The organism is Phycisphaerae bacterium, from assembly GCA_017999985.1.
Taxonomy (GTDB): domain Bacteria; phylum Planctomycetota; class Phycisphaerae; order UBA1845; family Fen-1342; genus JAGNKU01.
This window is the reverse complement of sequence record JAGNKU010000003.1, coordinates 319497-344269: the sequence shown is the minus strand read 5'-3', so window position 1 is coordinate 344269 and position 24773 is coordinate 319497. Positions and strand designations below refer to the sequence as shown.

The window sequence follows — 24773 nt, the reverse complement described above, 5'->3', positions numbered from 1 at the left end:
CGCACAGGCATCTCGGATATCGGTGCACAGGCGAGCACGGGCGGGACTGCACTCCGACAACGACCAGCGGTGAGAGTTCTGCACGCCGGTGAGCCAAGGTGCATGCGCCGGCGGCCGGCACTACAATGCGCGCGAGGAGTAAGACCACCATGTTGGCGCGTTACCGGATGTATCGGGGCAAACGGCCGCCGGCGGATCCACTGCCGCGCGGCACACGTATGGATACACGCTGGCACACTTCGCACCCGTTGCGGCCGACCGAGGAGCTGGCGACCCAGTATCTCGCGGCACCGGGCGACAAGACGTGGCGCGCGTTCCGGACCGCGTATCTCGCATTGCTGAAACAGCGGTTCCGCGCGGATCGCGCCGCGTTCGACGAATTGGCACGCCAGGCCCGAGAGGCAGATGTCTTCCTTGGCTGTAGCTGCCCCACCCAGAAAAACCCGCGCGTGGATCGCTGCCATACGTACGTGGCGCTTCAGTTCATGCAACGCACTTACCCGGACTTGCAGGTCGAGTTCCCGCCGCTGCCGAAAGCATGAACCGCCGGACCGAAGCCTGCGCGGGTGCGGCCTTTACTGGAGAGGTGCAACGGATGAACAAGTGTGTGTCGCTGATCGGGGCAGTCGCTTGGATGGCGACGTCGTGGTGCGTGGCTGACGCCGACGGGCAGGACGTCATCATTGCGGAGAACGGCATCAACCGGGCCGCGATCGTGGTCGCGGCGGACGCCACTGAGGCCGAGCGGCATGCAGCCGCGGAGCTGGCCAGCTTTCTCAAGCAGGTCACGGGAAGCGATTTTGCGGTCAGCGACCAGGCCGCCGCCGGGCAGAATCGGCTGCTGGTCGGACCGGGTGCGGCGAAGCTCGCGGACGCGGCGTTCTCCACGGAGGGACTGGGCGCGGAGGGGCTCGTGATCCGGACGGCCGGGCAAGACCTGATCCTGGCCGGCGGGCGGCCGCGGGGCACGCTTTACGCGGTGTATACGTTCCTCGAAGACACAGTCGGGTGTCGCTGGTGGTCATCGAAGGTCAGCACGATTCCGAAGAAACCAACCCTCCGCGTCGGGCCGCTGAGCATCCGCTTCGTGCCGCGGCTGGAGTATCGCGAGTCATTCTGGTTCGACGCGCTGGATGGAGACTGGGCAGTCCGCAATAAGTGCAATGGGAATTCGGACCGGCTCGATGCGGCCCGCGGCGGCAAGCACACCTACGAAGGCTTCGTGCACACGTTCTACGGGCTCATTCCGCCGGACCGGTATTTCAAGGATCATCCCGAGTGGTTCAGCGAGATCGGCGGGCAGCGAACGGCGGCGAATGCCCAGCTCTGCCTGACGAACGAAGAAATGCGGGCCGAGCTGGTGAAGAACTTGAAGGAGCGGCTGCGCGCGAACCCGGCGGCGACGATCGCATCTGTCTCGCAGAACGATTGCTTCAATCCCTGCCAGTGTGCGCGGTGTGCCGCCGTGGACCAGGAAGAAGGCAGCCCGGCGGGCGCGTTGTTGCGCTTTGTCAATGCGGTGGCCGCGGAAATCGAGCCCGAGTTCCCGAACGTGGCGATCGACACGCTCGCCTACCAGTACACGCGCAGGCCGCCGGCGAAGGTGCGGCCGCGGCCGAATGTGATCGTGCGGCTGTGCAGCATCGAATGCTCGTTCAGTGTGCCGCTGGCGGATGAGCGCAACCGGGCTTTCCGCGACGACATCGTAGGCTGGTCGAAGATCTGCGACCGGCTTTACATCTGGGATTACACGACGAACTTCAATCATTACATCCTGCCGCACCCGAACCTGCGTGTGCTCGGCCCGAACGTGCGGTTCTTCGTGGAGCACGGCGTGCGCGGCGTGTTCGAGCAGGGCGCGTATCAGTCGTACGGCTCGGAAATGGCGGAGCTGCGCGGGTGGGTGCTGGCCAAGCTGCTGTGGGACCCCACGCTGGACGCGCAGAAGCTGATCGACGAGTTCCTCGACGGCTACTACGGCCCGGCGGCCGGCCCCATTCGCGAGTACCTGAAGCTGACGCATGACGCAGTGGCGGCGAGCGGCGATGCGCTCGGCTGCTTCTCGCCGGCGGATGCCAAATTCCTCTCGCTGCCGATGCTGAGCGCGGGCCTGAGGCTGCTCGGGCAGGCCGAAACGGCCGCCAGCGAAGACGTCGCGTTGCGGCAGCGCGTGCAGGTGGCCGAGCTGCCGCTGCTGTACACGCTGCTGGTGCGTTGGGAAACACTGCGGAAGGATGCGGAGGCCGGCGCGGCCCCGTGGCCGGTGGACGACAGCATCCGGGCGGTTTTCGAGCGTTTCATGCAGATCGCGCAGGCCGAGCACGTCACGATGGTCGCGGAAAGCCGGCCACTCGAGTGGCTGCGTGGCGTGGTCGAGCAGGTGGCGAGGCAGCCGGCGTCACAGCCGTGAGTCAGGCGGGCCGGAAGCTGGTCGTTTACCATGGTGCCGGCGCGGGCGAATGGTGCGCCGGCGGGTGCTAACGTCACGCGGTCGCCTGCGGATGACGCGGGAGATGGGAGTCGCACAATGAAGATGCACGGCGGTTTACTCGGTCACACCAACGCCCGGCTTTCCCTCGCGGGCGCGCTACTCATCAGTCTGCTGGTCCCGCACGCGCCGGGCCGAGCGGAGCCGCCGCAGGCCGAGCCGGCGGCGCCGGAGTACCCTAACGATCTCACAATCTGGCCGAACAAGACCAGTCGTGCCAATTCGGATGCGTGGCTCGTGGCGCACCACGACTCGTTGCGCAAGATGCGGCCGCGCGTGCTGGTGCTGAATTTCTCCAACGGGTTCGGCATGGAGAAAGCCGAGAAGATGGCCGGGCAATTGGCGGCGGCGCTGACGGAGGGGACGCGTTACCACGGCTACAAGGACGAGAAGGCCGAGCCGTTCATTGAATGGCAGATCGCCAGGCTCGTGGACCTGCGGGACGCCGATCCCAAGACGCCGACCCCGGATGGCAACTCGACGAGATATCCGCGGGCGGCGGCGAAGGGGATGAACTTCGCGTACAAAGAGCTCTACAGCGAGCAGTTCGCGGAGTACTACGGCTACACCGATCCGCAGGAGCCCAAGCGGTTCCTGAAACTCAATGAGCTGGTGGCGCGGGGCATCATCCACGAATTGTGGTTCTTCGCGTATCAGCGCGAGGCCGGCGCCCCGTACGAGTGCACGGAATGGAAGCCCGTCTACAACGAGCGGTTCGAACGTGTGGGGGACGAGCACCGGCACGCCGGCAACGGCGGCGACCCCGCGGAACCGTGGTTCGGACGCAGCCTGCGAATCAGCTTCATCAACAGCGAGCGCGGCATCGGCTGCAACGTCGAAAGCCTGTCGCACGCGATGGAGGGCACCGCCAACAGCGCGGTGATTCCGTACTACCGCAAGTACTTTTACGAGTTCGCGAGCCACGACCTGGACAAACGCTGGAAGCTGCCCTGGATCTCGTTCTACCCGCTGTGGGGCGAGGGCAAGGGCATCACCTACCCGGACGAGAAGACGGCCGTCGTCACGGACGGCAAGCAGGAATACCGGATCGAGAACTACTACTGCGTGGGCGGCAACGTGCACTTCACGCCGAACAGCCGGCGGCACTACGACCTGGACAGCCCGTTCGCGGTGCGCGCGACGATTGAGCACTATCGGCTGGGGGACGGCCCGGATGGCCATGACCTGGCCGAGCCGTGGACGTGCGCGAAGTTCGCGCGCTACCGCGAGCTGGCGCCCGACTGCATGGGGCCGTGGCTGATCTACTGGCGGCAGAACATCCCGGGCCACGGGAATGCGTGCAAGGACGACGAGGGCCAGCCCATGAAGAACTGGTGGCCGTTCCTGTTCTACTAGCCGCAGCCCACGAGAAGGCAAATCTGCTGCGCGTCACGGCGTAGGTCAGCGCCGCGGCGTGCGGATCGGGTCTCGCGCCGCCGGTTGCGGACCGCAATGCCGGTACGCCGTACCTAGATACGATCGCATGTACCGTTACAGTACCGATACACCTGCTGGCGGCGGGCTGGGGCCTGATTCCCATAAGCAATCCGGGATTGCGCGGGCGGCAAGTGGAAAACTTGCGCGACCCCCTTGACGCTGGCCGTTACGCTTGTTAGCATGGCGTGTACCGTATCAGTTACGCGGGCGCGTAACGCAACTGCCGCGTCGCAGGGTTGCCCGTCCGCGCCTTAAGTAGATGAAGACTATGGCTTCTGTACGCAAGATCGCGGACCGTGCGGGCGTGTCGATCGCGACGGTCTCGCGCGCCCTCCACAACGAACGCGGCATCAGTCCCGACACGCGCAGGCGAGTATTGGCGGTGGCCAACAGCTCCGGATACTTCCGCGCGACGCCCCAGCGGGGCGCCGCCCTCGTGGGGTTCGTGTACATCGGCGAGCAGACCCTCTCGCATCCCTTCGACGCCGCCGTGCTCGACGGGCTGTCCAAGTGTCTGCAGCCCGACGGGTACAGCGTCGTCATTCTCAATCCGCAGCGGCGCCGGCAATCCGACCTGGAATACGCGGAACTGATCGCCGGGATGGGCATGCTGGGCGTAGTGGTGCGCACGATGTCGGAGTCGCGTGACGTGTGCGCCGCGATGGCGGAGCTGGGCTTCCCGCACGTGGTGATCTCGGAGCGGTTCGAGGCCGGCCAGCGGATCAGCTATGTGGATTGCGATTCGCGGTCCGCCAGCATCCGGGCCATCGAGTACCTGATCTCGCTCGGGCACGAACGCATTGCGTTCGCGACGCACAACGTGCCCGACCACGATCATCTGGACCGCTACAACGGCTATGTCGAGGCCCTCGCCAAGCACGGCCTGCCGCTCGAGGAGGATCTGGTCTTCCGGCACCCGGCAGACGTGGCCGGCGGCGCCACCGTGCTGAAGATGACGATGAGCATGCGGGACCGGCCCACGGCGATTTACTTCGCGGACTGGCTGCTGGCGATCGGCGGTCTCAAGGCCGCCCACGGGCTGGGCATCCGGGTGCCGCAGGACCTGTCCATCATGGGTGTCGACGACACGGACCTGCGCCACACGGTGCACCCGACGCTCACGGCCGTATGCCAAAACGCCTTCGACGTCGGGGCCAAGGCCGGGCAGGCCCTGAAGCAGATTCTGGCCGGGCAGGCGGCGACGCCGCTGCAGATCACGCTGCCCGGGTTCTTCGAGATCAACGAGTCAACTGGAGCGCCACGGCCGGACAGCGGGCACGCGGGTGAGGTCACGGGGCCCGGGGGGAATGGCAAGCGCGGCACACGGTCTTCTTGAGCAACGAGACGGAGCGAGGCATGGCAGGCGTCTTTCGGGTAACGGGGTCCAGAAGTCGTTGCAGGGGCGCGACGGGCTTCACGCTCATCGAGCTCCTCGTCGTGGTGGCGATCATCGCGCTGCTACTCAGTATTCTGTTGCCGGCGCTGTCCGGGGCGCGCAACCAGGCGAAGTCCACCGTGTGCTTATCGAACGTGCGCAGCCTCGGTCAGATGACCCACACTTTCTCGCTCGAGCGCCAGGGCCGGTTCCAGATCGCGTCCACGGCCAACGGGCTGGTCCAGGCCGACCCGGGCAAGACCAAGTTCATGTACGGTGACGGCGGCGAGCTGCTGTCCTGGCCCGTGGCCCTCGCACGCGGCAGCGGCCTGGGCATCCGCAACAATTGGGATTGGGGCGCGCGGTCCACGCGGCCCGACGCGGCGTCGAAGCGCGACCGGATGAGCAACCAGTTCCCCGTAGCCGTCTGCCCGGCCGACCAGGTCCAGGTGGCGACCCCCTACTTTCCGCGCGATGCCTCCGGACTGATCGGGCCGGATCCGAACGGCGGCGGGGGCAACGGGGTCTCATACTGGGGCCGGCTGAGCTACGGCCTGAACGAGGACATCGCCGGTATCGAGGATACGGCCACCCCGGTGCGCTTTCCGGCCTGCTGGCGCTCGACAAACGAGGCCGGCGAGTGCTACGAATGCGTCGGCGGGATTCAGTATGGCCCGAGCAGCCCCTGCTACCGCGCTCCGGGTGAACGTCTCCGCGGCCGCATGGAACTGATCTACCAGCCGGCGACGGTGGCGCTGCTCATCGATGCCGGCGCGAACAACGGCGTCAAGCCCGGGCAGACCGCGAACGTGGGCGACGACGCCAATTTGTTCAATAGCTGGCAACTGGGCGCGCCGAACGACGACGCCGTGGGGCCGTACCTGGGAAATTGCGTGCAGTTCATGGGGCCCCGGATCCCGACCAACCGGCACCCGGACGGCGCCGTGAACATCCTGTACGCGGATTGTCACGGTGACCGGGCCAAGCCAATGGGCGAGTGGTCGCGGGCGACGACGCAGCGGCCCGCGCTCCCGAAGCGCTACACGCCGCGTGTGCGCGTTTCGCCGTACACCAACGGCGGCGCGCGGGACTAGGCAACAAGCGGCGCGGCGTTTGGTACGCCGGGCCGAGTCGCAAGGACACCTTGATGAGGAAACAGGTGTAGGTCACTTCAACCTGACTCGGAACCATCCGAGGCGCAGCGGTGGCCGCAGGAGGCGCGCCGCGGCGAAGAGAGACACGCGAGAGGAGCAGACATGCGAGGGACAAGAACAGCGTTGTGGTGCCTGGTCGGCGGGCTCGTCCTGCTGCTGGGCAACCCGGTGGTGTCGGCAAACCTGCTGTACAACCCGGGCATGGAGATCGACGGGGACAGCGATATGCTGCCGGACGGCTGGGTGAAGGCGCTGTACACTGAGCCGAACACGGGCAGCACGGCGTGGGCCGAGATGACCAACGACCCCAACGAAGTGCACAGCGGCCTGTGGTCCGAGGAGCTGGGCGTCACCGGCAAGGGTTACGCCGCGATCCATCAGACCGTGCCGGCCTACCCGGGTGTCGCGTACACGTTGTCGGCGTACATCCGGTACGGCGGCTATTGGACGATCAACGATCACCCGAATGGCCCGCCGGGCGACCGCGCGTTCATGAAGCTCGAGTTCTACGACGCCGACTGGAACATGCTGAACAACGGCTCGCAGACGTACAATTTCTACTACTGGTACACGTTCCTGCCGCGCGAGATGACGCGGATCGCACCGCCCGGGACGGTGGCGGTGCGTGCGGTGCTGGGCATGCAGCATTGGGGCCAGCCGGCGCCGAACGCCACGACCCACTGGTTCCAGTATGACACCGCAAACCTGACCCCCGAGCCCAGCAGTCTGGTCATGCTGGCGCTGGTTCTGTGCCTGCGGCGCAGCCGCTAAGAGGGTGAAATGAAAACGCTAGCCACCGCGCTGGGCGCGCTGGTCTTGGGCCTGCCCGCCGTAGCACAGGTCTTTCATCAGAATTTCGACAGCGTCACCGGCAGCGGTGGCGGCGTCTTTCTAAGCGGCAGTGGCTCCGGTGGTCTGGACGAATGGGACTCCGGGCTGCTCAACGAAACCGTGTGGGGCTACACCGCGCGGTATGCAAAGGCTGACATGGAGGTGCACGGCCAGCCGGGTGCCGGCGTCAACGGGTCCGGGGCCGCGCAACTCATCGTCAGCAACGTCAGCCACGACCTGCTGGATGAGCCGTTTTCGACCGCCACGGGCACCGGCGGCGGCGTGTTCCTGACGAGCGACGGCACCGTCCCGAACGTATCCGGCAACACGCCGAACTGGGACGACGGAGTCGCGGCCGAAAGCGCGTTTTTTGCCACGCGTGACGGCGGCACGCTGAACGGCACGGTCGCCGCGCAGGCCGCGCTGAACAGCGGTTACAGCGATCACGCCGGCGAGATCGTGGTCCACGGGGCCTCGGGCGCGTGGTACGGCGGGCTGAGTTTCTTGGTGCCGACCGGTTTTCCCGGCGGCGGCGGAGTGCTCCAGAATTCCGGGTTTGACTGGAACTTCTGGTGGCCGCCCCCCACCGGCTGGCAGTGGTCGGGCAACTGCACGACGGGCTACTGCTCGGTCGTGATCATGGACCCGGTCAGCTCGGGCTACACGATGCCGCCGGTCTCGCCGCCCTACATCATCAAGACGTGGGGCACAAGCGCGCTGTGGCAGGACGTGATGGCTTCGCCCGGGCAGACCTGGGAACTGACCTGCTACTCGTGGCATCGCGCCGCCGAGCCGCTGTACGGCGGCAAGCACCTGGACATGATCCTGTCGTTCCTGGACGTGAACGGTGTGGAGCTGGACAGCGTCAGCGAGGTCATCCTGGACGAGAACACACCCCTGGAGCAGTGGTTCCTCAACACGCCGTTGCAGCTGTCGGCACCGCCGGGCACATTCTACGTGCGGGCGAAGTTCCAGGTGGATGGCGCGGGCGGCGGCTCCGTTTACATCGACAGCGTGTCGCTGGAGGCAATCAGCGGCGCGCCGCAGTTCGACTACACGGCGTACAGCCTGACGGCGCGGGTGCGCGGGGTGGTCGACCCGGGCCAGGGTGAGCAGTATGGCACCTACAACCTGCGCATCGAGGACTCGCGCCGCAACCGCCTGGTCTTTCCGTCCGTGGGGGCGGCCACGGGTGAATGGGTCACTCTGGGCGGCACGCTCGATGAAGCCATCGAGATGGACGCCAACTCCCAACCGGCGACGGGCGTCTTCAACCCCAGCAGCCCAACGCTGCGCGTCATCATCGGGTACGACAGCAGTTGGGGCACCGGTGGCGCCCTGCAGGTGGATGACATTTACTTCAGCAATTCGTTCACGCACGGCAGCAACTGGGCGAACACGATGCGCTGGAGCGATATCACCCCGCCGGTCGTGGCGGACCCCCGGCAGCTCGCGCTGTGGGCCGATGTCGCGGGCACGCAGCCAGGCGGCGCCTACCAGGTGCGGGTCGAGGCCTACCGCATCGTCCCGCCGCTGAATCAGAACTTCTCGACGGTGACGGGTACCGGCCAGGTGACGCAGCTCGTGAACGCGGGTGGCAGCTCCGGCAGTTCCAGCGACTGGGACAGCGGGCTGCAAGATGAAACCGCCGTCGCGGGCACCAAGAGCTGCGTAGTCACGGTGCCAAACGGTGGCATCTGGGCCCGTGGCGTGACGACGGGCGGCAACCCGGGCGGGGCGGCGGTGATTGAAGCCCACGAGATCTCGCGGAACGACTCGGCGTCGTACTGGTGGGTGCAGGCGAATTTCGGGTACCAACTGCTCGCCTCAACGAACCTGGCCAACGTGAACCTGACCGCGACGATCAAGGGCACGTGGTCCACCAGCCTGCTGGAAAAAGCCGGCCACTATGAGCTGCGGATCCTGGACGCAGACCAGGACTACATCGGTTTTGACGTGCTCGCCAACAACACCTGGCAGAGCGTGGGCGGCCCGCTGTCCAACACGAACGTTGCGGGTCCCTTCGGCAGCGGCGACGGTGTGTTCGACCCGAACAAAGGCCCGTTCACCGTGGCCGTCTACATGAAGGGTACGGCGACGAGCTGGGACTGGGGCGGCAAGCTGACGATCGACAACTTGTACATCACGCCAGCCGCCGAGGGGTATGAGCTGGAAACGGGCCGGCTCTGGTTTGCTGGCACCGCGGACGGCAACTTCCAGCGCATCGGCGGCGAACTCGGCGCGGCGGAGAGCACCGTGCCGCCGGTCGGTGGCGTGCTGGCCAGCCCCGTGGTCTACAACTGGGACCGCGGGATCACTGGCGAAGGCGCATTTTACGGCACGTCGTACGGCACCCTGGGGCCAGTGAGCGTGCAGGGCTGCGAGGGTTGCGGGACGCTGGGCACGAAAGGTGGCCGCCTTGACGTAAGCGGCATCACCGGCACGTGGTTCTGGGCCGGCTCGGTCTGGCGGGACGTCGTGATCAGCCTCACGGATCTGAGTCGTGTGCGTCTGACGTGCGACCTGAAAGGCACGTGGGGCGTCACGCCCGGACCGATCATCCTGCGGGCCGAGGACACGCAGGGGCACAACCTGGAGTTCCAATGCGACGCGGACAACCAGTGGCACGCCGTTGGCGGAACGCTGAACACGGCCACTCCGGTCGGCACCCCGTTCAACAAGAACCGTGGGAAGTACAACTTCACCATCATCCTCTACACACACGATCAGTCGTACGAAGACGCGAATGCCACCGTCTGGTTTGATAACTTCAAGCTGGAGTACAACGACCCCACCAACGGCTGGCAGACCGTGATCTTCGAGGACTTCGAGGATTGCATTGGGCCCACGCCCGGCTTCCTCGATGACTCTGGTCAGCCGGACGGGCTGCGCATCGGGGTCGGCATGGAACAGGGCAGCGCAACCTGGGGCGCCGGCGGTGCGCTGACCGCCGACAACCTGTCGTTTGCGCCAATCCCGACGTCCAGCGACCCCGATACGGACATCGATCTGGTCGATTTCGCGGCCGTGCAGCGCTGCTTCAGCGGCGCCGGCACGCCAGCCAGCGCGCCGTGTCAATTGTATGACGCGGACGGCGATGGTGACGTCGACTTCGTGGATGTTCAGGCGTACTTCCTGTTTGCCAGCGGTCCCGAGTAACGACCGGCTGGGCAGAGACACGTGGTGGTGATGGAGGTCGCGGGTCGCGTTTGTTCACGCGACCCGCCCTCGCTGTATGGAGTAGTGCGTCTTGACGCGTGCGTGGCGAATTGTGCTCATCGTCGGCTGGCTAACGCCGGCGCTGGCTGCGGCAGAGAATCTGCTGAACAATCCCGGGTTCGAGCAGCACAGCGCCGGCTGGCCGACCGGCTATGGCGGCTGGGGCCACATGCAGAGCGTGGCGGCCGCTGAGCTGGGCTTCGCGGCGCACGGCGGGGAGCGCGTGCTGCGCGGGGCGGGGGTGTACAACGACGCCTATCACGCCGGCGGCGTGCACCAGTTTGTGCCGGCGGCCGGCGGGCAGACTTTCCGCACCGAGTGCTGGGTGTACAACCCGCTAAGTGCCCCCCTGACCGGCAGCAGCTCGCTGTGGATCAAGCTCGAGTTCAAGAATGCCAGCGGCACAATCCTGGCGTCGCAATCCCTGAAAGTTCTGGACGCGAACACGCCGCCCGCCGATGTATGGCGGCCGGCGCCGGGGCCGCAAGGCGTTGCGCCGGCCGGTACGACGACCGCGGGCATTGTGTTGGTGTTCATGCAGCCGAACGTGACAGACGGCGGGATGGGCATTTTTGACGACGCGGTGTTGGAGCGCGTGGAGGCCGGGCCAATCACGTATGACTTGGCCGTTCGCGGGCCAGCCTTCGCGGGCTTCGGCGCGCAGCTCTGGGGGTACTGCTACAACGCGGTCCAGCAGTATCAGGCCCTGCAGAATCTCAACATCCGCTACATCCGGATCGAACGGGAGAGCGCGACGTGGGCGCAGATGCAGTCCACCCGGCAGGTCACGGACCAGCTCGGGATCAAGTGGATCTACATGATCTGGCGCGCTCCGAGTCAGTTCGTGGACGCCAACGGCCGCCTGCTGGACGCCCAGCTGCCGGCGTTCGCGCAATGGTGGGTGGCGCAGGTGTACGACCTGTACCTGCACGCCATCCCAATCGAATACATCGAGCTGATGAACGAGCCGGACAGCGGCGGGCAGTGGAGCACCGGCATTACGCCGGCACAGTACAACCTGCTCGTCCAGCAGGTGCGGGCGGGCCTAGACAGCTACGACGGCGCCGGGGGGACGCCGGACCTGCGCGGCGTCGGCATCGTCGGCCCCGGCACGTCGAACCTGAGCAACGCGCCCTATTACCTCAACGCCCTCGATGTCGCCGGTGTGGCCGCGCACGACATCTGGTCGGCACACGCGTGGGGCAGCTACGACAGTTGCGGACCGGCGTGCATCCAGTACGCGTGGCCCGCGTATGGCAACGCCGCGACGGCCCGCGACCCGAACCTGCCGCAGTTCGTGACCGAGTATGCCACGCACAACCGCACCTGGTTCGGCGTGACGTACCCCAACGCCGATGACTATGGCGAGTGGGACCCGAACGCCGTGTTCCCCTACTACAGCGTGACGAACACCATGCCCTACGCGGTGCGGGTCTTCGGGAACACGCTGGGTCTGCTGAACGCCGGGACAAACGCGCCGTTCATCTGGCAGTTGCTCGACTTTCCGTCGGCGGTGCAGCAGGTCGGGAAGGCGTGGGGTTTGATCGACTTGTGGGCCAGTCCGAAGCCCGTGTACGGCGCCTTGGAGACGCTCTACCCGGAGATCCCGGTGGGCGGCACACCGCTGGTGGCCGCCGGTGAGCATCCCGGCGTATACACCGGGGCTTACCTGCTCGGCAACCGGCTGGTGATCGGCCTGGCCAACGAGACCGCCACGACCCAGACCGCCACCGTCCGACTGACCAATGTCGCGTGCGTCGACGTTCGGTCCGCGACGGCCTTCGTGCAGACCTACGCCGGCGATCCGGCGATCGGCGAACCGGATGTCGGCGAAGCCCAAGCTCGCAGCGTGGCATTCGACGCCAACTTCGAACTGACGGTCACCCTGCCCGCTTTGAGCACGCTCACGGTTGTCGCGACCGTGACACAGGCGGAGCTGGACTTCGACGGCGACGGCACGGTGGCCGCGGGGGACCTGTTCGTGCTCGCCGCCTGCCTGTCCGGCCCGGCGGTGCCACCGGGCATGGGTTGCGTGTGCATGGATGCAGACGGCGACGCCGACACAGACCTGAGCGACTATGCGCTCCTGCAGCGTGCGCTCGCGCCGTAGACCTTCAAGACACAAGGGACCGTGATGCACGCCTGGAGAATCGCGCTCGTGTTGACTTGTGCCGCTACCAACCACGGTTGCGCCGCGCCGCGCGGCGCGGCGGGCGCCGCCGCCGACGGCGCCAAGCTCGACGCCACGGTCCGCATCGAATTTGCCGAGCCGGTAACCACCGAGTTTCTCGGGATCGGCGTGCAGTGGGCGTCGTACCCCTGGCATGACCTGTCACCGGAGGACTGGGCCAAAGTCTTTCGGCGGGTTGAGTTCCTGCGCCTGCCGCTCAGCCGCGTGATGCTGGATGCGTTCTGGTACTGCCGCGGCTTCGATGCGCGCGGCCAGCCGGTGTACGACTGGAACACGCTGTACATGCAGAAGCTCCAGCGGCTGCTCGATTTCTGCGAGCGGAACGGAACGACGGTGCTGCTCGGCGAGTGGGCGCGTCCCAGCGGTCGCGAACTCAACCTGGCAAGCGCCGACCCGCGCTGGACGCAGATCGTGGGCGAGTCCATTGCCTATTTTCTCCGGGAGCGCAAGTACACCTGCATCCGCTACTACAACCTGATCAACGAGCCGCACGGGTCGTGGAGCAACATCACGCCGGAGGACTGGCGCGCGGCCCTGCTGAACCTGGAGCAGGAACTGCGCCAGCGCGGGCTGGAGCGCGACATCCGGATTGCCGCACCCGACGGCGATCGCGACTTGACGACGCGCGCGCTGCGCGACCCAGCCCTGCGGCGGCTCACCGGGATCTATGACGAGCACTGGTACGTGTTTCGCGAGGAGATCCGCCGCGGACTGCTCGAACTCTATGCCCGCGAGCAGTTGCGGCAGATCAACCGCGCTGATCCCGGCAAGCGGTTCATCCTCGGCGAACTCGGCATCATGGACGGCAAGACCAAGCGCGACCAGAACCCGGACGTCTTCCGCTTCTGGTATGGCCTGGCCATGGCGGACGCCGCGATCCAGGCGCTGCGGGCCGGCGTCAGCGGCGTGATCGCGTGGGACCTCGACGACGCCATGTACTTCCTGGGCGACGGCGAGGAGTGCATGAACAGCCTGGACGAGCAGCTTCCGGCCGACGCCTACGAGCGCCGCAAGATCTGGGGGATGTGGAACATCCTCGGCGCGGAGCACGGCCACCCGGAGGAGGAGCAGCTCCGGCCCTGGTTCTTCGCGTGGGCGGCGCTGGCCCGCACCTTCCCGGCCGGCTGCCGGCCGGTGGAGGTCGAGGCCACGGGCATCCCCGGCTTGCGCGTCGCGGCGGCACAGCTCGCGTCCGCAGGCGGCTATTCGATCGCGATCGTCAACCACGACCAATGGCCGCGGCGCCTGCGGATCGAGGCCCCGGCGGCGACGGACGCCGTAACGCTCGAAGAATGGAAGTACATCGACGCGGACAATGACAACCGCGTGGATTGCTGGCCCGAGACCGTGGACGCCAACGGGCATGACATCTTTCCCGGCCCCGCGGGCCAGCAGGCGGATGTGCGGCTCGCGGAGGGTCTGACCGTGGAGATTCCCGCCGGCGCGCTGGTGATCCTGACAACGGGTGCAAAGTAAGAGGCCCTGCGTGCGATGACGACGCTGAATGCCCTGGATTACTCAATCATCGGGCTGTACATCGTGGGCCTGGTGGCGCTGGGCCTGTGGTTCCGCCGGCTCGCCTCGCGCAACATGAACTCCTATTTCCTCGCCGAGAAGAGCCTTCCGTGGTGGATGCTCGGCATCTCCGGCATGGGTTACTCCCTCGACCTGGCCGGAACGATGCTCATCATCTCGCTCCTGTACATCTTCGGGCCGCGCGGCCTGTTCATCGAGTTTCGCGGCGGCCTGTCGCTGGCGATGCTCTGCCAGATGATCTGGACCGGGAAGTGGCATCGCCGGTCCGGGTGCATGACCGTGGCGGAGTGGATGACGTTTCGGTTCGGTGACGGGCAGGGCGGCAAGTTTGCCCGTGTCGCGACGGCGATCGTGTTCATCGTCTTCACGGCCAGCATGTTGACGTACCTCGCCGTGGGCACGGGCATGTTTATCTCGCAGTTCGTCCCCTTCACGCCGTTCCAGTGCTCACTCGTGCTCGTCCTGGCGGCGGCAGTCAGCACGGTGGCGTCGGGGCTGTACGGCGTCGTGTTTGCAGACTTGTTCCAGTGTGCCCTGATCGTGATCGGGATCGTCATCATCAGCGTGTTGGCCATCGCGCGCATGGACGATCCGGGAACGTTCGCGCAGCTTGCCCAGACGGTGACCGGGGCGAAAGAATGGGCGTATTCCTTCCCGAACTGGCAAGCCACGGTCCCGCCCGGCTACGGGCAATACGAGCATCTGTTCCTCTACACGATGGTCTTCCTGGTCATTAACAAGCTCATTATCAGCGGCTTTGGGACCGGCCACGAGCCGCAGTTCTTCGCCGCGCGCGACGAGCGCGAATGCGGGCTGCTCGCCTGGCTGTGGTCCACGCTGATGCTGGCACGCTGGCCGTTCATGATCGCCTTCGCCATTCTGGGCATCTACCTCGTCCAGAGCTTCTTCCCCGACCCGGGTCAGATCGCCCAGGCCACCGCCCTGATCAAGGAGCACGTGCCGGCCAATCCGGCGACCTGGCGCGAGGTCCTCAGCCAGATCAAGCTGCACCCCGACCAGCACACCGCTTTGGTGGCGTCGCTGCAGCAGGTGCTAGGCGCTGGCTGGGCCGACCGGCTCGAATTGCTCAGCTACGAAGGCACAGTGAACGCCGAGCGTATCGTCCCCGCCGTCATCATCCACACCATTCCAGCCGGCGTGCGTGGGTTGATCCTGGTGGCCCTCATGGCCGCGTCGCTCTCGACGTTCAACGTGACGGTGAACAAAGCCGCGGCCATGTGGACGAATGACCTGTACAAGCCGTTCCTGCGGCCGCTGGCGAACACGCGCGAGCTGCTGATGAGTACGTACGCGTTCTGCGCCGTGCTCATTGGCGTCTCGTTCGCGGTGGCGTACCTGGTGGCTGACATCAACTCCATCTGGGGCTGGATCACGATGGGCCTGGCCTCTGGGATGGGCATGCCCCTGCTGCTGCGCTTCTATTGGTGGCGCTTCAACGGGACCGGCTTCGCCGCTGGCATGTTCGGCGGCCTGGTCGCCGCCCTGCTGGTCATGGTCTACAACACGAAATACCCCGAGCAGGCCTTGAGCGAGGTCACCCAGTTCCTGGTGCTCACGCCGATCTCGCTGGTCCTGGCGATCCTCGGCACGTACCTCGGCGATCCGACGCCCGCGCCCGTGCTCGAGCGCTTCTACCGGATGACGCGGCCGTTCGGTTTCTGGGGCCAGCATCTGCAGCTCCTCACGCCGGAACTGCGGGCCGCGACCCGCCGCGAGCACCGCAACGACCTCATCGCGCTGCCGATCGCGTTCGTGTGGATGATCACGATGTACCTGGCGCCGATGCAGTTCATGATCGGCCGGTATGCGGCCGGCTGGATTTCGACTGCGCTGTTTGTGCTGAGCTGTGCGGGCCTGTATGTATTCTGGTACCGCAACCTCCCGTCCCCGTCCCCGCGCACGGCTACCGGGCCCGATTCGGCAGCGCCTGTGGCCGCGGAGGCATAGAAAGTCGTGTCATGAAGTTAGAGCGTTACGAAGGCAACCCGATCCTGCGGCCGAACCCGGCGCACCCCTGGGAATCCATGGTCACGACCAATCCCGGGGCGTGGTACGACGAGCAGCGGCGCGAAGTGCTGCTGCTGTACCGCGCCGCGGGTTTCGACGAGCAGCACGTCATCCGGCTGGGGCTGGCCCACAGTCGCGATGGACGCCACTTCGAGTGCGAGCCCGACCCGGTCTTCGAGCCGAGCCGCGACGGGTTCGACGCGGGCTGCGTCGAGGATGCGCGCATCGTCAAGATGCACGACTACTTCTACATTACCTACGCCAGCCGCCCGTTTCCGCCGGGGCAGTACTGGCTGAATGATCATGCCCCCTACCGCGCGCCGAAGTGCCCGCCGGAGTTCCCGCGCCGGTTGCGGTCGAACGCGACCGGGACCGGGCTGGCGATCACGCGGGATTTCAAGAAATTCATCCGCGCGGGCCGGATCACCGACGCGCTGGTTGACGACCGTGACGCAATTCTGTTTCCGGAGAAGATCGGGGGCGAGTTCTGGATGCTGCATCGGCCAATGGAATGGATAGGCCGCGGCTTCGGGACCGACTACCCGTCCATCTGGATCGCACACGGGCAGGATCTGCTGAGCCTGCGCGATTCGCGCTTGCTTTGCACGGCCAGGCAGCCCTGGGAGCAGAAGATGGGGGCAAACACGCCACCGCTGCGAACCGAGTACGGTTGGCTGACGCTCTACCACGCGGTCGGCCCCGACAGCCGGTATCGACTCGGTGCCCTGCTGCTGAAGCTCGACGAACCGACACGGGTGCTGCATCGCACGCCGGACTGGCTGCTGCAGCCCGAGATGGATTACGAGGTCGACGGCATGTACGCCGGCTGCGTGTTTCCGTGCGGCAAGGTCGTCATCGATGGCGTGTTGCACGTGTACTACGGCGGCGCGGACCGCTTCGTCGCGCTGGCGACTTGCCCGCTGGATCAACTGCTCAAACACCTGCGGACGTGCCCGCCGTAGCCGGGCTCCCGGCCGGGGACGTGCACGGCGCGGGCCTGCGTGCCGCATCGCGACGTGGGCTCAGCGCGTCCGGCCGTACCACTCCCAAAGCGCGGTGAACGCGAACCAGCCAAGGCTGATACCCAGCGCCCATTTCCAGAGACCCGGCCAGGCCTTCAGCCCCACCCACGGACCCGGCGCGTCTTCGACCGTGTGCACGGTAAGGTTTGTCAGTTGCGCACGCTCGGGCGGTGGTTCGAAACGACTCAACACGAGCGTCATGACGACGGCGCACAGGAACGACAGAAAGCCGCGGTAGGCGAAGTTCCAGTCGCTCCAGATGTGCAGCCCGACCACGAGCAGGAGGGCGGTGATCATCGCCACCAGCGCCGCCCGGGCCGTCGCGCGGCGCGAGAAGATGCCGACGACATAGAGGGCCACGACGACCCCCAGTAGATCGCCGAAGAAGTCCTGGACGAACGTCACGGCGGACTGCGCCCGGGCCACGACCGGGAGGAGGGCCAGCGCCACGAGCATCACGGCGGCTTCGAGCACGCGAGTCACGAGCTTGATTTCGCGCTCCGGCGCGCCGCGCTGGATGAACCGCGCGTAGATGTCGCGCGTGAGCAGCGTGCTGGACGCGGTCAGCAATCCGTCCGCGGTCGAGAGCAGCGCGGCCATGATGCCAGCCACCAGCAGGCCGCGGACGCCCACCGGGAACATCGTGAGCATCACTTCCATGAACGCCTCATCGGCCACGCTGTTGGGCGAGAGCTTGCGCATCCCCGCACCGACCGCGAACGTCAGGAAGCACGCGATGTTGGCCAGCACGGCCAGGAACAGCAGGCTCTTCTGCGCATCGCGCTCCGAGCGCGACGCGAGCAGGCGCTGGACGGTCCCGAAGTTGCACGCGATCCACGAGAGCCCGGCCACCGTGGCCCAGACCAGGATCGCCGGCGCCGCGAACATGGTCTTGAAACGTAGCTCATCGCTCAACGGCGGGACGAGGCTGCCGACCGGCACGCCCGCATTACCCGGTACAGTGAGGGTCGCGAGCCCGCGCAGGCCGCCGACCTCCGCCAGGACGCGCCAGGCAACAACGAATAGCGTGACCAGCAGGATCGCCCCCTGGTACACATCGAGCGTGAGCACCGTGCGGAGTCCACCGACCACGACGTAGAACGTGCAGACGACGACAATCGCGCCCACGCTGACGTACAGCCGCCAGCCAAGCATGCGTGAGACCAGCAGCGCGCCCAGGTACACCGCGCTGGTCAGGATAATGACCAGAATCGCGGCCATCAGCAACGAGAACAACGCCCGGCACTGCGGGTTGAAACGCCGCTCCAGGTATTCCGGCGTGGTGACGATCCGCGTGCGCCAGTAGATCGGCACCAGGAACATCGCCGCCACCCAGCTCGTGAACCAGATGTGCACGGCGATCCACTGCGAGAGATACATGCCCCAGAGGAAGGCCACGCCCGCCATGCCCATGTAAGTCGGATCCACGGCGAACGCGACCAGCGTCAACCCGGTCTGCCGCCACGTGAAAGTCCGGCCGCCGGTGAGAAACTCGCTGGTCGCGCGCCGCGCGAAGCGCCGGGCCAGCAACGCACCGGCGAAGAACACCGCCACGAAGTAACCGATGACGATTGCCGAGTCGAGCGGGTGAGACACGTTGCCTCCGGTCTAGCACACGCACCACGGCGCGCCGCCTGGGAGCGCGCCGGCGACGTTCGCGTGCCGCCCGCCGGGAAGCTGACACGCCGCAGTCGACATGCGTGGACTCCTGATCCGAGCACTCCCGGGCACCGTTGCCCGGGCGCGCGGCGGTGAGCCGCGCGGGCATCATAACAGCCGGCCGGGTACTTGGCGCGCTGCCAATTCGCCTTGCCCGCACGAATGCGGTGCACGCCCGATAGGTGTGGCGGCCCGGCGCGGTAGCCACGCGCCGCGCGGTTACCGGGCGATCGCGGCGTCGGCCCATCCTTGACTCTCCGCAGCCGCGCCGTAATAATCACCAGGAGTTATGTGGAATTTGCTTGCCGCCGATCGCCGGTACTTCTTTTCTAGCTTTCGCGCCCCGCGCGGGAGGCCGGTGAGGGCATAGTTCCACGAACCAGACTTAGGAACGATGACCAGCGACGCCGGCCCACGCGAGCCGGCGTTTTTTATGGCCGCACACGGAGACCGCCGACATGACCGCGGAACTGGACAGCTTGCGGGCCGCACTGGACCGGCTTGACGACGGCATCGTCGCCGCGCTCGCCGAGCGCCAGCGGCTGGTTGACAGCGTGGCCGGGGAGAAGCTCCGGCAGCCGGGCGGGTTGCAGGACCCCCGGCGCGAACAGGAAATCATGGCCCGCCTGTCCCGGCAGGCAACCGCCGGCGGGCTGGACGAGCGGTTCGTGACGCGGCTGTTTCGCGAGATTCTCAGCCACTCGGTCCGCCGGCAGCAGGAGCACCTGCTGGACGCGCAGTCGCCCGCGCGGCGGGCGGCCAAGGCCGTGGTCGTCGGATTCCAGGGCATCGAGGGCGGGTACAGCTACAGCGCCGCGCGGCAGCATTTCGCGGCCCGCGCCGTGGCGGTGCGTTACCAGGGCTATGACTCGTTTCGCGCGCTGCTGGAGGCCGTGCGTGACGGCGGGCTGGACTGCGCCGTGCTGCCGATCGAGAACACGACCGCCGGCTCGATCAACGAAGCGTACGATCTGCTCGCGTGCATGAACCTGGCGCTGGTCGGCGAGGAAGTCCTCAAGGTCGAGCACTGCCTGGTGGCCATCGAGCCACTGGCGCTCAACCTGGTGCGCCGCATCTACTCGCATCCGCAGGCGCTGCAGCAGTGCAGCGTGTTCCTGGCCTCACTCGTCGACTGCGAAGTCCACGCGTGCGCCAACACCGCCCTGGCCGCGCGCCGGCTGCAGGACGAACGGGACGTCTCGGCGGCGGCGATCGCCAGCGAGGAGGCGGCGCGGCTGTACGGCTTGACCGTCCTCCGGCGCGACATCGCCGACCAGCGCGAGAACTACACGCGGTTCGTCGTCGTCGCCCGCGAGCCGGTCCGCTACGACCCGCGCATCCCCTGCAAGACTTCCATCATCTTCACCACGCGGCACGAGCGGGGCGCCCTGGCGGCGTGCCTGAACGTCCTGGCTGAGCAAGGCCTCAGCCTCAGCAAGCTCGAATCGCGGCCGCGGCCGAACACGCCCTGGGAATACCTGTTCTACGCCGACTTCGACGGCAACGTCGCCGAGGAGCCCGCGGCACAGGCATTGCGCCAACTCGCGGCGCGGGCGAACTACCTGAAAGTCCTCGGCTCGTATCCGGCCCGCGTGCCGAATGGCCCGCGGGCCGCGGGGCTTGCACCCACCGCCGCGGTGGAACCTCGCGCCGGCGGTGAGACCGGCAACGTCGCCGGAGCAGCCCAGCCGCCGGTGGAGCGCGGCGACGAACCACGCAGCGCCGGCCCGGCGCCGGCGGTGCTGGCAACGCTGGGCAGGAAGCCGTACCGCCTCGTCTCACGCATCAACCGGCCCGAAGACACGCGCGTACAGGTCGGCAACGTAATCATCGGCGGCGAGCGGCCGGTCATCATCGCCGGACCGTGCTCGGTGGAGTCGCGCGCGCAAGTACTGGCGTGTGCGCAGTGCGTGCGGGAACTGGGTGGTCACGTCCTGCGCGGCGGCTGCTTCAAGCCGCGCACCTCGCCGTATGACTTCCAGGGGCTCGGCTACGAGGGGCTCGACCTGCTGGCAGAGGCCGGGCGTGCCTGCGGGCTGCCGATCGTCACGGAAGTTCTCCACCCGGCCGATGTCGCGGGTGTCGCCGCCCAGGCGGACATCCTCCAGATCGGAGCCCGCAACATGCAGAACTTCGCGCTGCTCAAGGAGGTCGGGCGCGTCGATCGGCCCGTCCTGCTGAAGCGGGGCATGATGGCGTCGATCGACGAATGGCTGGCCGCCGCCGAGTACATCCTCGCCCAGGGGAATCAGCAGGTGATCCTGTGCGAGCGCGGCATCCGCACGTTTGAAACCGCGACGCGCAGCACGCTCGACCTGTCGGCCGTGCCGGTTGTCCGCGAGCGGACGCACCTGCCGATCATCGTGGACCCGTCTCATGCCTGCGGCACGTGGCGGTGGGTGGCCGACCTGGCGGTGGCGGCGCTGGCCAGCGGGGCCCATGGTGTGATGATCGAAATCCACCCCGAGCCGGAAAAAGCCCTCAGCGACGGACCACAGTCGCTCAACTTTGGGCACTTTGGCAACCTGATGCGCCGCGTGCAGCGCGTTACCGGGTCGGCGGCGACGCGGCCAGAAACGCAGTTGCCAGGCGATGCGCACAGCGAGCCACCCGCCTGATCGCTTCCTCGGCGGGGCGTGCGGGGCCACGGACCTCGGTGCACATCCGGCTACATGACGATGCGCTGGCCGGCGGCGTCGAACTTGGCCACCTTGCCCTGGCGATAGGCCCAGCTTGCCATGATCAGCGCTGTCTGGGTCCAGCAGGCCAACTCTGCGGCGCTGTTCGTCGCCTGGTCGCGCTTGCGACAGCAGGCCAGCAGGTTCTTCCAGTGCTCGATCATGTCCTCGCCCCGCTCAATCGGGAACTTCTGCGGTGCCTTTTTCAGCTCGGCGTTGTACGTGAGCACGATCTCGTTGCCCTGGATGGTCAGGCTGCCGTTCCACCCACGGATGATCGGAATGCGCGCCCCGCTGCCCCGGTCGCCGGTGCCCTGGAAGTCGTTCGCCTGTGTGCCGATGAGCGAGATCGTGATCTGCTCGGGGTACGTCGCGAGCAGGCTGAACGTGTCGGGGACTTCCCGCAGCTCATAGTTGTAGCGGTGGATGCCGCCCACGGCGACGACGGTCTCGGGGAACTTCACGCCGAGGATGTCGACCACCTGCGTCAGGCAGTGCGGGTACAGGTCAGTCGCCGGTCCGCCCGCGTAATCCTCGAACAGGCGCCAACGAAAGAAGCGATCGACGTTGAACTCGCGTTTGGGCGCATCGCCGAGAAACGCCTCCCAGTCCAGGTCCACGCCGGGCTTGGCGTTCGGATCATCCACGGGCATGCCCTTCTCGCCCCAGTCGCCCGTACGGAAGAAGCCCGTCTCGCCGAACAGCGGCTGCCCGATCGCGCCCTCCCTCACCAGTTGCTTCATCTGCCGCCAGGCGCCGTCCGACATCGCCTGCGTGCCAAGCTGGAAGACGCGGCCCGACTTCCGCACTTCCTCCGTCATCCGCTTGAGCAGGTCGAACTGCCGCCAGTGCGTGACCGGCTTCTCGCAGTACACATCCTTGCCGGCCTTGACCGCGTCGATGACGGCGTACCCGTGATGGTGGTCCGGCGTCGCGATGCACACGAGATCCACGTTCTTATCAGCCAGCAGCTCGCGGTAGTCCATGTACGGTTGGGCCTGGTAGCCCTCGGCCGCCGCGGCGAGTCGTGGCCGGTACACATCGCAGACCGCGGCGATCTCGACGTTCTCATGCCCCTGCGTCTTCAGCCAATGCACCAGTTGCAGATGGGCATTGCCGCGCCCGCCAACGCCGATGAATCCGATGCCGATCCGGTCGTTGGCGCCTCGCGCCCGCGCCGGGCGGGCGTGGAGCGCGACGGCGGCCCCGGCGACCGCGGTCGTGCGGAGGAACTCCCGGCGAGTGAGACTGCCCTCTTCGCGGCGTATGGCCTGTGACATGTGCACCGTCTCCCTTTACTTCGTTTCCAGGGTCAACCAGAGCTTGAAGGTTTCGTCAATGCGCTCCGCGCTCACCGCACCGTCCCACAAGGCGATCCCGTAACGCAAATGGAGCGGCCCGTCCGCTTTCAGCGTCAGCGGCTCCTTGTGCAATTGCATCGTCGCCGACAGGTAGGCGAACGGGTCCTTCATCGTGAACCAGGTCGCCGGCTGCCGGACGTTCGTGGGGTGATCGAACATCGCCACCGTTACCGACTGGCCATCCAGCGCGGCGGTGTACGCGCACCACCGGGCCGGGGTCAAACGCTCGTCGCCGCGAAACACCTCCCCGGCTGCCTTGGCCGCGTTGATGAACGTGCCCTGCTTGTCCATCGCGGGGACAAAACGCATGCCCAGCCCGAAGTAGTGATTGCCCGTCAGCGTGCCCGTGGCCACGCCCGGCGGCAGCGACAGGCGCGTCCGCCAGGTCAGCAGCGTGACGTTCGAGGCGGCCACTTCCCGCGAACCGTATACGCGGATCGTCCGCTGCTCCTGCAACATCAGTTTCCCGTCCGGGGCCTGCCAGTCCAACGTCTCGCTGAACGCGGCGCTGACGACACGCTGCGCTGCATCGGGTGCGCCTGGCTCCAACTCCCGATGCAGCTCCTTGCCGGAGCTGTCAGTCTCCGACCAGAAGTCGACGCCGTTCACCGCCAGCGCGAACATGAGGCCGCGGTGATGAACGTGATCGGGCGGGGAATCGAGCAGGACGTTCACGCCAGCGGGCGTAAACAGCTCTTTGATGTATGGCTTGAACGGCGTCTTCGCGTAGCGGTATCGCAGCACCGGCCGTTCGCCAACAGTTACCGTCACGAATTGCGGCTCGACCCGCAGTCGCAGCTCAGCGTCAGCCGGAGCCGACGCGGGCACTTGTGCAGCGCACTCCGCCGTCGCGAGAACCAGCGCAACCAGACCCACGGTTTTGGAAATGACGCAGCGCGCCGTGAAATTCACCATGCGCCTCCGATCAGCTCATCCCGCACGCTCCGCGCCGCGCCAGCAGACTACCGCAGCAGCGGCCTGAGGTGCGCGATACTGCGCTGCGCCTGCTCCACCGTGCCGCACTCCACGCTGAAAACGATGTCCCGGCGCGCCGTGCCGCGCACAATCTCAATCACGCGCTGCCACGCGATCACGCCGTCGCCGCAGGCACAGCCCACCGGCGTACCGGTGACCTTGCCGCGCTGTGCCCCGGACTGCGCGACGGAAATATCCTTGGCGTGCAGGTGAACCAGGCGCGGGGCCACGCGCTCGAGCCATTTCAGCGGGTCGTGACCGCACAGGTAGCTGTTGCCGGTGTCGAAGTTGATCCCGAGCGCGGGCGACTCGACCAGCCCGTAGATCCGGTCCAGGCCGGCCGGGTCCTGCGAGTACTGCTGGTGCGGCTCGAGGCCGATGAGGATGCCGCGCGGCGCGGCGACGGCAGCGGCCTCGTGCAGGACGTAGCGCATCAGCACGTGGTCTTCCTCGGCCGTCGTCCAGGTCGGCTTCGGACCTTCGTCGGTGTTGACCACCGGCGCCCCGCACTCCGCGGCGAAGCGTATCGCCTGCTTGAGATACTCCGTGCTGATTTCGGGTTTGCACAGCGGACAGTGCGCCGAGAGCCCCGACAGCTTCACGCCCGCCTTCTCGCAGGCCCGCCGGACGCGATTCGGATCGTCCAGCATCGAAACGCTGTGAAAGTAGCCGGCCTCGCTGAGTAGCTCGCGGCCCCAGTGCACCATTGGCTCGACGTATTCGTAGCCGAGCTGGGCCGCCTTCTCGACACCCCACTCAAACGGCTTGTCCTCGTGCCGCACGAACTCCAGGTTGATGCCAATGCCCACTCTCACCATC

General features: G+C 66.8%; 16 protein-coding genes. 12 read left to right on the top strand and 4 right to left on the bottom strand.

The features are described 5' to 3' along the window. Positions 1–149 precede the first annotated feature (149 nt). The 11 genes from KA383_06505 (at position 150) to KA383_06455 (ending at position 17221) form a co-directional block, all read left to right on the top strand. Positions 150–542 (top strand): hypothetical protein, encoded by a 393-nt coding sequence (locus KA383_06505; protein ID MBP7745768.1) that lies wholly within the window; start codon positions 150–152, stop codon positions 540–542. A 53-nt stretch (positions 543–595) separates the two neighbouring features. Then, entirely contained in the window at positions 596–2410 is a 1815-nt protein-coding gene (locus tag KA383_06500; protein MBP7745767.1) for a DUF4838 domain-containing protein, read from the top strand. 117 nt (positions 2411–2527) lie between these two features. Continuing rightward, positions 2528–3844, top strand: coding sequence for a hypothetical protein (locus KA383_06495; GenBank protein MBP7745766.1), 1317 nt, complete (start codon positions 2528–2530; stop codon positions 3842–3844). A 349-nt stretch (positions 3845–4193) separates the two neighbouring features. Then, the gene (locus KA383_06490; GenBank protein MBP7745765.1) at positions 4194–5261 is read left to right on the top strand and encodes a LacI family DNA-binding transcriptional regulator; all 1068 of its coding nucleotides are present in this window, start codon (positions 4194–4196) and stop codon (positions 5259–5261) included. Between the two features lie 20 nt (positions 5262–5281). Further along, positions 5282–6394 carry a prepilin-type N-terminal cleavage/methylation domain-containing protein gene (locus KA383_06485; protein MBP7745764.1) on the top strand — a complete coding sequence of 371 codons (1113 nt, stop codon included), beginning with the start codon at positions 5282–5284 and terminating at the stop codon, positions 6392–6394. Between the two features lie 162 nt (positions 6395–6556). Further along, positions 6557–7225: a hypothetical protein gene (locus tag KA383_06480; protein ID MBP7745763.1), complete on the top strand. Its 669-nt coding sequence runs from the start codon at positions 6557–6559 to the stop codon at positions 7223–7225. A 9-nt stretch (positions 7226–7234) separates the two neighbouring features. Next, positions 7235–10444: a hypothetical protein gene (locus tag KA383_06475; protein ID MBP7745762.1), complete on the top strand. Its 3210-nt coding sequence runs from the start codon at positions 7235–7237 to the stop codon at positions 10442–10444. 91 nt (positions 10445–10535) lie between these two features. Beyond that, on the top strand, positions 10536–12614 hold the full coding sequence (locus tag KA383_06470) for a hypothetical protein (protein MBP7745761.1): 2079 nt from the start codon (positions 10536–10538) through the stop codon (positions 12612–12614). Between the two features lie 24 nt (positions 12615–12638). Then, positions 12639–14171, top strand: a complete 1533-nt coding sequence (locus KA383_06465) for a hypothetical protein (protein ID MBP7745760.1) — start codon at positions 12639–12641, stop codon at positions 14169–14171. A gap of 15 nt (positions 14172–14186) precedes the next feature. After that, complete coding sequence (locus KA383_06460) at positions 14187–16199, top strand: sodium:solute symporter (protein ID MBP7745759.1); 2013 nt, start codon at positions 14187–14189, stop codon at positions 16197–16199. 11 nt (positions 16200–16210) lie between these two features. Further along, on the top strand, positions 16211–17221 hold the full coding sequence (locus KA383_06455; protein ID MBP7745758.1) for a glycosidase: 1011 nt from the start codon (positions 16211–16213) through the stop codon (positions 17219–17221). Between the two features lie 60 nt (positions 17222–17281). Here KA383_06455 and KA383_06450 read toward each other — a convergent pair whose 3' ends face one another. Then, positions 17282–18877 (bottom strand): sodium/solute symporter, encoded by a 1596-nt coding sequence (locus tag KA383_06450; protein ID MBP7745757.1) that lies wholly within the window; start codon positions 18875–18877, stop codon positions 17282–17284. 521 nt (positions 18878–19398) lie between these two features. Between KA383_06450 and KA383_06445 the strand changes: the two genes are divergently transcribed. Continuing rightward, positions 19399–21558, top strand: coding sequence for a bifunctional 3-deoxy-7-phosphoheptulonate synthase/chorismate mutase (locus KA383_06445; GenBank protein ID MBP7745756.1), 2160 nt, complete (start codon positions 19399–19401; stop codon positions 21556–21558). Positions 21559–21608: 50 nt separating this feature from the next. Here the strand turns inward: KA383_06445 and KA383_06440 are convergent, their stop codons facing one another. From KA383_06440 to KA383_06430, 3 genes are read right to left on the bottom strand one after another with little or no spacing between them, the layout of a single operon-like run. After that, the gene (locus KA383_06440; GenBank protein MBP7745755.1) at positions 21609–22898 is read right to left on the bottom strand and encodes a Gfo/Idh/MocA family oxidoreductase; all 1290 of its coding nucleotides are present in this window, start codon (positions 22896–22898) and stop codon (positions 21609–21611) included. Positions 22899–22913: 15 nt separating this feature from the next. Next, positions 22914–23894: a PmoA family protein gene (locus KA383_06435; protein ID MBP7745754.1), complete on the bottom strand. Its 981-nt coding sequence runs from the start codon at positions 23892–23894 to the stop codon at positions 22914–22916. A gap of 47 nt (positions 23895–23941) precedes the next feature. Beyond that, positions 23942–24772, bottom strand: coding sequence for a sugar phosphate isomerase/epimerase (locus KA383_06430; protein ID MBP7745753.1), 831 nt, complete (start codon positions 24770–24772; stop codon positions 23942–23944). Between the last annotated feature and the right edge of the window lies 1 nt (position 24773).